Genomic DNA, 13501 nt, shown 5'->3' on the forward strand with positions numbered 1-13501 from the left:
TCCAAAAAGAGCGTAAGGATGAGGTATGACGTTCATCTTTACGCTCTTTTTGATTGTAGGTGGCTCACTTTGGTTTTGGGGTCTTCAATCAGATGCCGATTGTGATCGTCCGATCTACCTGCGGGCTTTTAATGGTATCGCCGCCGCTAAGATCCGTACGGGAAACCTGGGAGATGCTGTTGGAAAGAAAGACAAATGCCTGCTTGAAATCTGAGGCTTTCGCTTTGAAGTAAGGCTTCTGGGATTGTTCTGGCGGATAGTAGTCCTGCAGGATTCTTGGATTTGCCTGATCGCCGATCGCCATGGGCAGATAGAAAACACCTTTATTTCTGATCTCCTTTTGAAGCCTTTCCTGTGTGGCTTTGGTCAGTTCTTTGTCTGTTGGATAGCCATCAGTTAAAACAAACAGCCAGGGACGATAATATTTGGTGCCGCTGACTTTGGCATAATAGTCTTTTCTTGAGCGGATCATGTCCAGGGCATGGTTGATGGCCCCATTCAGAGAGGTCATGCCACTGGCTTCAAGCGTCGGCGGCTGATACATGGAAGCTGGCATAAACGGCTGAATTTCATGGACACTTGAATTGAAGGTCACAATCGCAAGATCAGCCCGTCCTAAAGCCAGCGGATCTTCTCGAAGTGTCCTGCCAAAAATTTGTAATCCGTCATTGAGCTCTTTTAAAGGTGCTCCATTCATGGAATGGGAACAATCCAGCAGCAATACAGCCGGCACATGGTATTCTCCAGGATTGTCTGGCGGATACATCTCTTGTAAATAATCAGACATACAAAATTTTCTCTTTTCTCTTTTCTCTATTGTTTTGTTGAATCCGGTTTTCTCTTATGCCTTTCACTTTAAACCAGTCATTATGAATTGCACAACCTGTAGTCCAAAATGTGCTCAGACTGATTTCAGAAATGAATTCGAAAGATGTTTTTCTTCAAAAAGGATGCAAGTCTTCTGCCCAGGATGCTGACAAGGTGAAATGCGCCTTTTTCGTGTTCATCATCCAAAGTTTGGCCGCAGTTTACTGAAAGGGCTTTAATCCATCTGTAATCTTGCTAGAATTGAAGAACCTGAATGGGAGAGACGTGCAAAAAAGATCCAGATACGTCTTTAGAAAATCGAAAATCCTGTTCAGAAAACGTTCTGCAATCCAGGATGAAGAAGGGAAAGAAATCCATATGCCAGAAAGAAGCAACAACACTGTTTTTACCTTTGGACTGACTGCCGATCAGACAGATCCAAAAGAAGATGGACTGAGCTGCCCGGATTTTGTCAGTCCAAAAGAAGCAAAGAAGACCGACTGGAAGCAAGAACAGACAAAAAAGCCTCTTTCGAAGCCAGAAGAGAAGGCTTTCCAGACGCATAGGGCTGAACATCCAGAACAAACGCAAACGGATCCCGTGAATGAGAACTCAAAAAAAGAAGAAGACGAAAAGTCAGATCCTTCTTCAGATGCTGGTCAGAACAGGGAAGAAGCAGCCAGACAAGAAAAAGAAGAATCTCCAGCCCCCAGACCACAGGCAGATCAAGGTGGAAAGCCTCTGGAAGCGCAGGAAAATCATTCCACTGACAATTTTCAAAACGAATCCGCCTTTGAGAAAGTCGCAGAAGCCTCTGAACTGGAAACTGTTCTTTCTTCAGATGAAGAACCAGAGTTTGTGAAAGCATCTTTTCTTGAACAGACAGATGATAGTCAGTCGGAGGCTTTTGAAGAAGAAACGGACACCATTTCTATCCCGCCTGTTCCTGCCTGCCTTTCCAGATCTTATCGGGGTTCTGATCTGTTTGTTTTCAACATCACCCAGACAGGAGAAAGCCATGTAAAGAACGAAACAGAATGCCAGGATTACAGCGGTTTTGAAGTGGTCGGGGACCGGATCGTTCTGGCTGCCATTGCTGATGGTGTGGGCTCCTGTATTCATTCTGACTGGGGAGCAAGAGTGGCAGTCAGTGAAAGCCTTCAGTACATGAAAAACTACTTCACTGCTGCTTTAGAAAAACATGATTTTGTTTTTGATGATGTCCTGGCCATGGGACCCCTGCTTCAGGAAACGATGCATCGTGCTTTGCGAAAGATCAGTGAAAAGGCTGACGAGTTCAATGTTCTTGACTACGCGATGCACACAACGCTGACCATCGCCGCCTACGATGGAAAAACGCTCTATTTTGCGCATGCTGGAGATGACGGCATTGTCATCTTACAGGATGATGGCGGCTATAAAATGATTACGCACCGCCATAAAGGGCCTGAAGCCAGCAGCGTCTTTCCTTTACAGAGCACAACCACCTGGCAATATGGAAAAGAAATGCATATTACCGGCTTTGTGATGGCTACGGATGGACTGCTTGACTACTTCGTTCGGAGTGCTTTTGAAGACAACCGGGTATTCTTTCCCTTTATCAGGCCAATTCTTTTTACCCCGATCGAAGATCCGAAGCAGGCTGAAACTCTGCACCACGATCTGGAAGACTTCCTGAACTCGCCCAGACTGCGAAAGGCCGTTGGTGATGATTTAAGCCTGATTGGTGTGGTTAACGAGAAGAAAATGCAACAGATTGTGGAGCCAGAATTTGACATTGAACACTGGAAAGCGATGACGAAAGTCTACGAACGGCAAAAACAGAAAGCTTTGTATCCGGGACTTTTTGAAGACAAAGATGAAGACGAAAAGGCAAAAAAGACAGGCGATGCTGCTTCAAAACCGGAAAAGCAAGCTGTCCAATCCACCAAACCCGAATCCTCTTCACCCTCTTGCGATGAACACCCGCAGCCTGCTTTCAAACCGGAAAATACCACTCTGCCTGATTTTCCATCCTCCCAGCCGCTTCCTTTAAAACCGGCGGATCTTCACGCATTAGAAAGTCCGACTGCTGCCCATCCAGAAGAAATCAAAGACGAAAACACATTTGGAGATAAATTGCTTCGCAATGTTGGAGCAGCCGCTTCGTATCTTGGCCGTAAGCTGGTCAAAGCCGGTCAGGATTTAGAAGAAAGAGCCAGCCGGGATTCCAAAAAAGTCAGGGAAATGAAGGAAAAGTCAGATTCAGATAGGGAGAGCTGAGATGGACATCAGACCTTATTTTTACTACCGAAACCTCCTGGATTTGCACGATCAGAAAATTGTCGACAACCTGATTGATGAATGGATGCATATGCCAGAAACAATCACCATTCCCCAGCCCTATGCCCGGCTGCTCGATATTACGCATGCCATCAAGATGGATGTACCAGCGCTTTTCTATATTCATTACTGGTTTATCCCTGTGGATTGCGCGGATCATGAAAAAGTTGTTCTCAGGCCCAATTATCTCTTTGAAAAAGAGCAGGCCAGAAAGAATCTGGCCAAAGTTGAAAAGTGGATCACGGAAGTCTTGCGTAAGCTGCCCGATGGTCTTGATGATCTGAGCAAAGCTTTATGGCTGCGAGATGTCATCATTCTCAATTGTAAATATGGAGATTCCAAGAATATGGAGGCGCACAGTGTCTATGGGGTTGCTGTCAACCGGATTGCAGTCTGTGAAGGCCTGGCAGCAGCCTATAAGATGCTTTGCGATCTTTGCAATCTGCCCTGCATCATTGTCAATGGCAAGCTGGCTGGTGAAAATCACAGCTGGAATATTGTCTGGATTGATGGCAAGCCTTCCTTTGTCGATCCGACTGCGGATCTGAGGGATGGAAGAGCCACCTGCCGCAACAGCTTTATCCGCGCCAGCGATGAAATGGCCGGCTATGAATGGAATCGTGACGAAGTCCCGGAATGCAAAGTCAAAAATTTAAGCAATCCTTTCATCCGGATTGGCTGCGAAGACGATCTGATGAGTGAAATTCGAAAACATCGTGAATGTCCATCGATGACCTTGTTTCTTGATTATCCAGGGGCAGATTCTGATGCGTATCGAAATCGGATCAGCACCCAGCTTGCATTCACCCCTGAAATTACATCCCGCTGGAAAGTCAGCCACTGCACCAGAAGACCGATTATCTATCTTGACCAGTAGATCAGAAAATAGAGAAGAGAAACAGACCGAAAACAAATAGGCCAAAAAATAAAGGAAAGGAAGATCACATGCGTACCTGTATTGGACTTGGAGGGAAGAGCTATATACTGGAAGATTCCCAATTTCAGGGCGGTGGAGAAGCGTCGTTGTATCAGATTGTCGACCGGCCAAATCTGGCTGCCAAACTCTACAATTCCAGAATTTCAGAAGATCCTGTCCAGATCCGTGAGCGGGAGCGCAAGCTTAAAGCGATGGTTGCCACCAATATTCCAGCCTATATGGATGGACTGCTGCGGCTGGCCTGGCCGATGGATGTTCTGTACGAGAACGGAAAAATGGTCGGCTTTGTGATGCCCAAAGTTTCCTGTCCACTCAACTTCTATGACGTGCAGCGTTTTAACCGCAGTGCGCCAAACAGTCTGAGCACAAAAAACGTTCTGGCGGTATGGCCGGATTTCAACTGGAAATCGTCACTCCAGGTCGCCTACAATCTTGCTGCGCTGGTGGCCTTCTTACATGCCAAAGGGATTGTCATCGGGGATTTGAACCAGAAAAACATTCTGCTCGATGGGAAAACCCGACAGGTCGTTCTGGTCGACTGTGACTCTTTTCAGTTCATGGATCCGAAATCCAAAGAAATGTTTTATTGTGATGTCGGCATGCCGGAAATTCTCCCGCCCGAACTTCAGCAGAAAGGATCTTTCCGGGGAAAATTTAACCGTTATACGGATGATTTTTCGCTTGCGGTTCATATCTTCCGCCTGATGATGATGAACGCCGATCCTTTTGGCGGCATCGGGAGTCAGGGACCATCGAGAAGCGCGATGGAGTGGGGAAATCAAGACATCCTGGAAGGCAACTGTCCCTATGTGAGAACCTGTTCGATTCAGGTGCCGCCATTTGTCCCGGATTACACCATGATTCCATCCGAAATCCGTCAGTTGTTTGACCGGACGTTTAACTATACGGCCGGGAGTGCAAAAGCCAGGATTTCGCAGCGGGCCACAGGAAGGGAATGGGTCAAAGCGCTTGAACCGTATTGCCTGCCCAAAACAAGCTTGATCACACATTGTCAGAAGGATCCAAAATCTCACGTTTATCCTTTCCATAACCCCTATTGTCCCTGGTGTGCTCTTGAACAGAGGATGAATCTAAAAGCGAGCCAGAACACTGGCGCAGGCAAAAGCAGACAGAATCAAAAACAAACCAATCCGTTTTCTTCCACCGGGCAAAAAAGCGGCTTTACCGCAAACAACCGGAAAACTTCCACCAGTTCCAATTCCAGCCAGACACAGCGAACAAGAACAGCCCATACCGTCTCTGGTTCAGCCTTTTCAGCGGCAGCCAAAAATGCCAGTCGAAATCAGGGTCAGAATGCTGCAGCATCAAAATCCGCTGGTACGGCTTCCAGAGTGTCGGGTTCAGGCCGCGCTTCTGGCACCCGTTCAAAGAGTGTCTCACCAAGTGCCCATCATTCAAGTGTAAAAAGTTCGCCAACTTCTGCCAGGCAAAACCAGACCGCGAAAACCAGATCGGCTGCCAGTTTTCCAGGTGGTTCTTCTTCGAATAGAACAGCCAAGATGGCCGGTCCTGCTCAGCCTGCCAGAAGTGCAGGATCCAAAAGGCCTGAGCGTTCGACGTTTTGGATGTACGTTCTCTTTGGCCTTTCCGGCCTTTTTGGATTTCGAATTTTGCAGGGCATAGATATGGTTTCAATTTACTATTGGACGCAGGTCGACTTTGAAGCGCATGTGTTTTTTGTCAGCATTTGCGGCCTGATCTTTGGACTTCTTTGTGCAAGACTGCTGGAAGAAAGCTATCAGACAAGCGAGCATCCGGTTTGGATGCTGGCGTATATGTCAGCCGGCCTTATGATTCTGGCGCCATTGGCTGGCGCGATTGTGTTGATTGGCCTGATGGCAATTGAAGTCTTGCTGGAATCTATCCTGTAGAAGGCCAAAATGGGAAAAGCAAGAGAAGAAAGGCTCTACATAAAGTTCAAAAGAGAAAGAGAACTGGACAGATTCTTTCTCGAAACTCAAGATTTCAAAAAGCCAGAAAACAGAAGGATCGATTCTGGATCTCTTTGTTTTCTGGCTTTGATGCTTGTGGCTTTTCTTAGGCCTGCATCTCATCGTTCCATCGTTTTGTTGTTGTCAGTCTTTTATGAATCCGCCTGCAACAGAGACTGGATACGGATGTCTGGATGAAATCCTGGACTTTGACAGGCTCAAAACGGATCCGTCTAGTCAAGTTTGGTCTTTGTGATGCCTTTTATGGACATTTGTTGAATCTGGCCGGTGACCATCTTTACCTTTGTGATTCTTCATTCTCCCTGAGAAGGCAGGACAAAAAGAAAGACTATCGGATTTTGGGATGCGTTTTGGCAGAGATCTGATCCTGGTCTTCGCTAAAAAAGACAATCTGGTAGACGCAGAAGATTTTGCAGCAGACCGCCTGCAAAGCGTTGATCATCAGATGCTGCTGCCAGTTGGGCTGTTCAATGACAGTGCAGTCTGCCTCACTGGTTTTCATCACCTGATGGAGCATCGTTTCAAAGGCCGAGGCAAACGTATCAAAGTGGTCTGCTGTGTGACTTGGATTTTGCATCGTGCGATAGATCGTGATTAAAGTCGAGATCTCGTTTAAAGAGAAACAGTGTTTTAAAACCATCACGACATACAGGAAGGCAAGGTGATAGCGGGTGTAGCGCTTTTTAACCGGAGGTTCAACGATCGAATTCTTGACATAATTATTGATCATACTGGCGGTGATACAGGGCTTGGTCTGGTCAAAATATAAAGGAGACAGCCAGCTGGTTAACAGTTCAACCATCTGATCCATATATAAGTCGATATCAGGAAATTCTTCAAAGCGGGGCGCTTTATAGTTGAGCAGTTTAGAGTAGATGACATGAGAGGGTTGCATGGTTTCTATTTTAACAAATTTAAACTGTTCTTGAGCGACGGTTATTCAATTCGATCACTGTACGATCCTTCTTTTTTCTCAAGGATAGACAGAGTTGCGAATCTGGCTGAATTTTGAAAAACAGAAAGGGAAGCGGCCTGCACATAGCCGCAAAATGGTTAAGTCCTATGCGCGAAGCCGATCCTGGTCTGGCTCGATTGAATTCAGGCTAACCGCTTCCAGTTCAATCCAACGAAAACATTTTCTGAGTCTGAACGATACAATCCGGTATGAGGATGTGATTCTGGTAGAGGAAAGGTCAGCTGGTCCAGTCCCGGTTGGCAGATTGTCGGTTTTTTTCTAAAATGGAAAAAGGTGATAAACATGAAAAAACTATTGAGCGCATTGCTTTGCTTTCTGATGGCTTTTACCCTGGCAGGCTGTCAGCCAAAAGTCTCTTCAATTGAGGTGGCCGATGGTGTTGACTTTAAACTGGTTGACGTTCTGGAAGTCGAAAACCACCAGGTCAATACGGTCTACTACTATTTTCTGGCCAGCATCGAAAACAATTCTGAATCGGTTTACCATATGTCCAATCTGGTCTATCAGCTTTCTGCCTCTTCCAAAGACGGCTATAAGCCGATCAACCCGATTGACCAGTTCAAGACAATCATTACCAACGATGTCAACCCAGGATCTTCGACCTATATTTACGGCTACATTGGCGTACCAAAGACCGAAGATCGGACCATTGGCCTGTATGTGAAGAAAGAAGACTCCTTCATTCCCTTTGACAGCGTCAAAATCCGAACCATTCAGGATGATAAGATCACGAACTCAGATGCCAAGAAATTTACCGTATACTCGGATGATTATTACGAATTTGAGGTCGATGCTGAAAACGTGACCTACACCTACAAGGATGGCAAATCGACCATCGATGGTCTTCTGATCAATTACAAAAACAAGACCGACAGCCGTCTGGTCGTGCCATTTTTGTCTCCAGCCTGCACCATTGATGGCTTCAAGGTTTCTTCCCTGCCGGATGCCGATAAACTGAAAGGGATGTCCTTAGAAGAGATTTCCCAGCAGAAATTTGAACAGAACGGGATGAGCGCCAAGACGGAAGCGATCAAGGCGACTACTTATGGCTATCAGGTCTTCTACCTGGATCCAAACCAGGAACTGACCGCCCATATTCTGTTTGAAGCCGATGATGCCATTCCTGATTTCTCTGCGAAACAGAAAAATGGGGTGACGATTACCATCAATTCCCCCGCTTTTGGCTATAAGCAGGTCATTAAAGTCAATTACTGATCCCCCGCGAAGCTTTGCTTTGCTTTGCTTTGCAAATGAAATGCTGGAGTGATCAACAGACTTATACTCCACACCTTCAACCAGAAACCCTAATCCGGGTTTCTGGTTTTTTTAACGGGCTGAAGGCATGGAAATTGAGGTTTTTGAAGAGCGTTTGAAAAACTGATACTTTCTGGCTTCTAAAAACGAATTCAAAACGGGTCAGAAATGATTGGCAGCCATCGAAAAAACAGGGTCCCTCGAACACGCAGGATCAAGACCAGTTGGAGCCAGAGTCCGTATTTTCGGCCGAAAAGAAACCTCAACTTCTTGCGAATATGACAATTGTCAATTTCTTCCCTAACGGGGCTGTGTTAAGTTTATGAATTGGAAGAGAGACCTTTCTGCCTTAAAAAAGGGCAGTGGTTTTTCATGTCGTCTTGTGCATAGAATCAATCAAGTACGATTAAAAGGGATGAATAAAGGGAAATGAGAAAGATACAGCAGAATCTGTTTCTGTATTGCCTGATTGCCAGCATGGCTTTAGCCGGGTCACTGATCTATTTTGGCAGCCCGCCGGTCGCAAAAAGCAGCAATCGGCGCTTTGGGGTTACCTATATGACCATGAACAACCCGTTTTACCCGGTCTTGAACAATGAACTGGTCAAGTATATCGAGGGCAACGGCGATCAGCTGATTTTACGCGATCCTTTGCTGGATGAAGAGAAGCAGATTGAACAGATTGAAGAATTTATTGAGATGGGTGTAGAGGGGATTTTTATCAATCCCGTCAACTCCAATACGATTTCGCCAGTGTTAAGCAAGGCGGCAGCCCATCACATTCCGGTGATTATCATCGACTGTCCGGTCGATGATCAAGAAGGGATCACAACACAGATCTATTCAGATAACTACCAGGCCGGTGTCCTTTGCGCTCAGGATCTGATGCGCCGTTATGAGCAGGGCACGATTGGCCTGCTGGAGCATTCCAAGGTTCGAAGCGGGGCAGAGCGGATTGCGGGATTTGTCGATACGATTGCCCAGGATCCCCGCTTTTCCATCGTGAACCGCCGTGAGTGTTATGGACAGACAGAAACAGCGATGCCAGCAGCCCTGGATTTGCTCGAAGAAAGTCCAAATATCAATTTTCTGATGTGCCTGAACGATCCAAGCGCGATTGGCGCCATGGCAGCCGTTGAATACTTGCAGCGTTCGGATATCCATATTTATGGCGTTGATGGAATGCCGGAATTCAAGTCTTTACTGGCCTGTGCCAATGCTGCGGAAGCAACCGCCCTGCAGTCCCCGTACACCATGGCTCAAAAAGCGGCCGAAAGCATGTATGCCGCCCTGAATGGGCAGGAAGTTGAAAAAGAGGTTGTCATTCCTGTCAGCCTGCTGAACCGCGAAAATGCTGCCAGTAATGATCTGAGGTCGTGGCAATGAAGCGGCTGACCAATATCCAGACCATTTCAGCCCTGCGAAATGGGATGATTACCCTGAACTACATCATCGTGATGTTCTTTGCATCAGTCAATCTTCTGGTGTCCAGAGAGGTGATCCGCCAGGACCGGAGCCATCTGCTTCTGGAAACCGTCGAACATCTGCCTAAAAATCCAGATTCGGTGTTCTGGATCTGCCTGGTGGCCTATGCATTGCTGGCTGCCCTGATCCTTTCACGGGTGGTGGCTGAAATTCCAGGCAAAAAGGCCAACTATGCCTCCATCGTACTGGAAATCCTGCTGTCCTTGCTGATTACCTGGCAGCTGAATCTGGCCTATTCGGGACTGTATCTGCTGGTCTTTTCGGATTGCCTGTTTCATATGCGCCGGGAGAAAAAATCAGCCAACTATACGGTCATGGTGGTGCTGGTCCTGTTTTATTTTCTGTCCAACTATTACGTGATTTCATTTTTCATGCCGATGACCGATCCGATGGCCTATTTTTCCGTCCCTGAAAGGAAGCTGTCGCTTTTGCTGGTGCTGGTCAAAAATGTGCTGGAAGTCGCCAACCTGCTGATGTTTGTGGCCTATCTGTCCCTGTATATTGCTCATCAGACCGTTGAAAATGAAAATATTGCCCAGGAGCTGGACATGATTAACCAGGTGAATAAAGAGCTGCGCAACTATGCGGCGGTGACCGAGCGCATTGGGGAAAATAATGAACGCAAGCGTCTGGCCAGAGAAATTCATGATACCCTCGGCCATGCACTGACCGGAATTGCTGCCGGCGTTGATGCGACCCTGATCATTATTGATAAATCTCCTGATCTGGCCAAAAAGCAGCTGGAACTGGTCAGCCAGGTGGTGCGCGAAGGCATTAATGATGTCCGCAATTCGCTCAATAAGCTGCGTCCGGGAGCCCTGGAAAATACCGGCCTGAAAGGCGCCTTGCAAAAGATGATCAGCGAATTTGTGGGACTGAGCAAAGATTTGTCCATTGATCTGGATTATGAAGCGGAACAGGTCAATTTTGAAGTGGCCAAAGAAGATGCCCTGTTTCGCGTCATTCAGGAAAGCCTGACCAATTCTATCCGCCATGGCCTGGCCAGCCATGTTTATATTCGCCTTTATATTGAAGACAACGCCCTTCACATTCTGATTGAAGACAATGGACAGGGATGTCTTTCCATTCAGCCCGGTTATGGGCTGACTCAGATGAAAGAACGCATTGCGGCCTTGCATGGGGCTGTTCAGTTTGATGGATCGGATGGATTTACGACATCCATCGTGGTCCCGATGCAGACAGGAGAGTATCAATCATGATAAATGTAGTAATTGCCGATGATCAGGCGCTGATCCATGATTCTCTGAAAATTGTGCTTTCGATGGATCCGGAGATCAATGTCGTCGGGACCGCTGAAAACGGATTCCAGGTGCTGGATCTTTTGAAGATTAAGCGTGTGGATGTCATTTTGATGGATATCCGGATGCCCAAAATGGATGGGGTTCTGGCCACGAAACTGGTTAAAAAAGACTATCCGCAAACCAAAGTGATTGTCTTAACCACATTTGACGATGACGATTTTGTCTTTTCCGCCTTGCGCTATGGAGCCAGCGGCTATCTGCTCAAAGGGGTCAGCATGGACGAACTGGCTGCATCGATCAAAACAGTTTATTCGGGCGGTGCCATGATCAATCCAGACATCGCAGCCAAAGTCTTTGCTCTGTTCAATCACCAGATGGATGAAGAAAGCATAATTACGATCCGTGAGGATGCTGAACAGGAAATTTCGCAGACCGAATGGGAAGTCATCCGCCAGGTGGGCAAAGGAAGGTCCAACAAAGAAATCGCCTCAGCCCTGTTTCTTTCTGAGGGCACTGTGCGCAATTATTTGTCCAGTATTTTAAGTAAGTTCTGTTTGCGGGATCGCACGCAGCTGGCCATCTGGGCGGTAGAAAACCGCAAGCGGATCAAAGAACTGGTCGGCCAGAAGTAGTCGCATTTTCCCATGCTTCTACTTTGAAAACAGCGCCTATCCATTCACTGTTTTCATTTTGGCATGTGGCTGCCAAGCCATGAAGTTTCTTTGGATGGAAGTCTGACAGAGCAGGTGGATTTCCTGTGATCAGATGAAAAGGGAGGTTCAGATGAAGTCACTGTTTTCTTCTTTTAAGCAAAATCTGTCCAGGTCGCGCAGCCATCGTGTGGTCTGGCTGGTTAGTCTGATTCTGGTCTGTGCGCTTGGCGTGGGGCAGCTTCGAAGCTGCCTGCCCATTTGTCGCACGCTGCATCTTGGCGTCTTTTCCACAAGCAACTGGGATGTGCCTGATTCCAGTACGTATGAGGTAGTGGACCAGGTCATTGCCCGCTTTGAACGTCTGCATCCAGGTCTTTCAGTGTCCTATACCAGCGGCATTATTAAGGATGATTATTCGTCATGGCTGTCGGATCAGATTGTCCAGGGACGCCTGCCGGATGTCTTCATGGTTCTGGATGAAGACTTCAATATGCTGGCAAGTCTGGGCGCTTTGCGCAATCTCGATTCCTATATCCTGCGTGATCCTGCGTTTGACCAGGAAGCCTATTACAAAAGTGCCCTGCAGGCCGGACAGTTTGATGGAGCCCAATATGCTTTGCCTTACCAGTGCAACCTTCGGCTCATGTTTGTCAACACCACCCTGCTGGACCAGGAAAAGATCAGCCTGCCGGACTGGAACTGGACCGTTGATGATTTTGCTGCCTTGTGCCAGCAGGTCACCAAAGATACCGACCAGGATGGCATGGTGGACCAGTGCGGATTCGTGAATTATACCTGGAAAGATGTCCTGGCCGCCTTTGGTGTTCCCATCTTTACCGATGATGGTCTTTCAGTCCAGATCAACAATGACCAGGTCAGAAGGGCGCTGCGCTTCATGCAGCAGATCAAGGACTATGACCAGGCGTATTCCCCCTTTACTTCCGCCGATGGCTTTGACTCCGGGCAGGTTGCTTTTGCGGCAATGAGTTATGCCGAATATAAAACATACAGTCCCTATCCCTGGAAAGTAAGGCGCTATTCCAGTTTCGAATGGTCCGTACTGCCGATGCCGGCGGGCATTGAGGGCGGTGCCAATATCAATCTGGATTCGCTGATGATGGGGATTTCATCGCAGAGTTCTCATCCCCAGGAAGCCTGGGAGCTTTTGAAACTGTTTGTCCAGGACGAACAGACTCAGCAGCTGATTGCTTCCAATACCGGTGGTCTTTCTTCTTTGCGCCAACTTTCCGGATCGTTTGCCCAGTTTGAAGAGGAAGATTCGGAAAAGGCCAATACGGAAGGCCTGCTGGATTATGCTCTGGAAAACTCAACCTGCAAAGTCCGTTTTAAAAAATATGAAGATGCGATGAATCTACTCGATACCGGCATGAATGAAATTGTATCGGGAAACGAGGATATCGGTCTGCAGCTGCTTACCCTTGAACGACGGATCAACGACTATTTACGCAGCTGAATAAGAATTCGTCAGCTGCCCTTCAGGACGTCAGAAATGCCGTCCTTTTTCTGATGGAAAAAAAGCAGGCCCAATTGCCGCAAAAAAAAAGCAAAAGAGCTTGGAGTCAGCAAAGTTTCTCCAGACAGAAACACGTATTCTGTTCTTTTATCCGACGCTCCTTTATCTGATCGTTTAAACGATATCTTTTATATACAATCCATTTCGATACAGAATAAGGCCAAAAGTGAAATGGATTCAAAAAATTTCAATCTGAATTCGATATGGACATGGAATATTTGCCATAAAAATCACCTGCAATTGAATACAACTCTATACGAATTATCGATTTGTCAAATGACAGATGTCATGAATCGAT

Annotated in this window: 10 protein-coding genes; 8 read left to right on the top strand and 2 right to left on the bottom strand. The window is 47.0% G+C overall.

Going from position 1 to position 13501, the window contains the following annotated elements; genetic code table 11:
• Positions 1-88: 88 nt before the first annotated feature.
• Positions 89-787: a hypothetical protein gene (locus U4956_RS00215; RefSeq protein ID WP_323088099.1), complete on the bottom strand. Its 699-nt coding sequence runs from the start codon at positions 785-787 to the stop codon at positions 89-91.
• A 398-nt stretch (positions 788-1185) separates the two neighbouring features.
• Here U4956_RS00215 and U4956_RS00220 point away from each other — a divergent pair, with 398 nt between their 5' ends.
• The 3 genes from U4956_RS00220 to U4956_RS00230 all read left to right on the top strand — a co-directional run bounded on the left by U4956_RS00220 (position 1186) and on the right by U4956_RS00230 (position 5958).
• Positions 1186-3069, top strand: a complete 1884-nt coding sequence (locus U4956_RS00220) for a PP2C family serine/threonine-protein phosphatase (protein WP_323088101.1) — start codon at positions 1186-1188, stop codon at positions 3067-3069.
• A gap of 1 nt (position 3070) precedes the next feature.
• Complete coding sequence (locus U4956_RS00225; RefSeq protein ID WP_323088102.1) at positions 3071-4006, top strand: transglutaminase domain-containing protein; 936 nt, start codon at positions 3071-3073, stop codon at positions 4004-4006.
• A 68-nt stretch (positions 4007-4074) separates the two neighbouring features.
• A complete protein-coding gene (locus U4956_RS00230) occupies positions 4075-5958 on the top strand; it encodes a hypothetical protein (RefSeq protein WP_323088104.1) in 1884 nt (627 codons plus the stop codon).
• Positions 5959-6367: 409 nt separating this feature from the next.
• Here U4956_RS00230 and U4956_RS00235 read toward each other — a convergent pair whose 3' ends face one another.
• Entirely contained in the window at positions 6368-6934 is a 567-nt protein-coding gene (locus U4956_RS00235; protein WP_323088105.1) for a DUF1836 domain-containing protein, read from the bottom strand.
• A gap of 363 nt (positions 6935-7297) precedes the next feature.
• On the opposite strand from U4956_RS00235, the gene U4956_RS00240 reads away from it, so the two are divergent.
• The 5 genes from U4956_RS00240 (at position 7298) to U4956_RS00260 (ending at position 13143) form a co-directional block, all read left to right on the top strand.
• A complete protein-coding gene (locus U4956_RS00240; RefSeq protein WP_323088106.1) occupies positions 7298-8230 on the top strand; it encodes a hypothetical protein in 933 nt (310 codons plus the stop codon).
• Positions 8231-8698: 468 nt separating this feature from the next.
• Positions 8699-9655, top strand: a complete 957-nt coding sequence (locus U4956_RS00245) for a sugar ABC transporter substrate-binding protein (protein ID WP_323088108.1) — start codon at positions 8699-8701, stop codon at positions 9653-9655.
• Entirely contained in the window at positions 9652-10974 is a 1323-nt protein-coding gene (locus U4956_RS00250) for a sensor histidine kinase (protein WP_323091416.1), read from the top strand. The genes U4956_RS00245 and U4956_RS00250 overlap by 4 nt, the downstream gene beginning before the upstream one ends.
• Entirely contained in the window at positions 10971-11648 is a 678-nt protein-coding gene (locus U4956_RS00255; protein WP_323088110.1) for a response regulator transcription factor, read from the top strand. The genes U4956_RS00250 and U4956_RS00255 overlap by 4 nt, the downstream gene beginning before the upstream one ends.
• A 151-nt stretch (positions 11649-11799) precedes the next feature.
• A complete protein-coding gene (locus U4956_RS00260) occupies positions 11800-13143 on the top strand; it encodes a sugar ABC transporter substrate-binding protein (RefSeq protein WP_323088112.1) in 1344 nt (447 codons plus the stop codon).
• Positions 13144-13501: the final 358 nt, after the last annotated feature.

Source organism: Allobaculum sp. JKK-2023, from assembly GCF_034745455.1.
In the GTDB taxonomy this organism is placed as follows: Bacteria; Bacillota_I; Bacilli_A; order Erysipelotrichales; family Erysipelotrichaceae; genus Allobaculum.

Bases quoted from the DNA above. Each gene is read 5' to 3' on its own strand.
- U4956_RS00215 (WP_323088099.1), bottom strand. From the start codon at position 787: ATGTCTGATTATTTACAAGAGATGTATCCGCCAGACAATCCTGGAGAA.
- U4956_RS00220 (WP_323088101.1), top strand. From the start codon at position 1,186: ATGCCAGAAAGAAGCAACAACACTGTTTTTACCTTTGGACTGACTGCC.
- U4956_RS00225 (WP_323088102.1), top strand. From the start codon at position 3,071: ATGGACATCAGACCTTATTTTTACTACCGAAACCTCCTGGATTTGCAC.
- U4956_RS00230 (WP_323088104.1), top strand. From the start codon at position 4,075: ATGCGTACCTGTATTGGACTTGGAGGGAAGAGCTATATACTGGAAGAT.
- U4956_RS00235 (WP_323088105.1), bottom strand. From the start codon at position 6,934: ATGCAACCCTCTCATGTCATCTACTCTAAACTGCTCAACTATAAAGCG.
- U4956_RS00240 (WP_323088106.1), top strand. From the start codon at position 7,298: ATGAAAAAACTATTGAGCGCATTGCTTTGCTTTCTGATGGCTTTTACC.
- U4956_RS00245 (WP_323088108.1), top strand. From the start codon at position 8,699: ATGAGAAAGATACAGCAGAATCTGTTTCTGTATTGCCTGATTGCCAGC.
- U4956_RS00250 (WP_323091416.1), top strand. From the start codon at position 9,652: ATGAAGCGGCTGACCAATATCCAGACCATTTCAGCCCTGCGAAATGGG.
- U4956_RS00255 (WP_323088110.1), top strand. From the start codon at position 10,971: ATGATAAATGTAGTAATTGCCGATGATCAGGCGCTGATCCATGATTCT.
- U4956_RS00260 (WP_323088112.1), top strand. From the start codon at position 11,800: ATGAAGTCACTGTTTTCTTCTTTTAAGCAAAATCTGTCCAGGTCGCGC.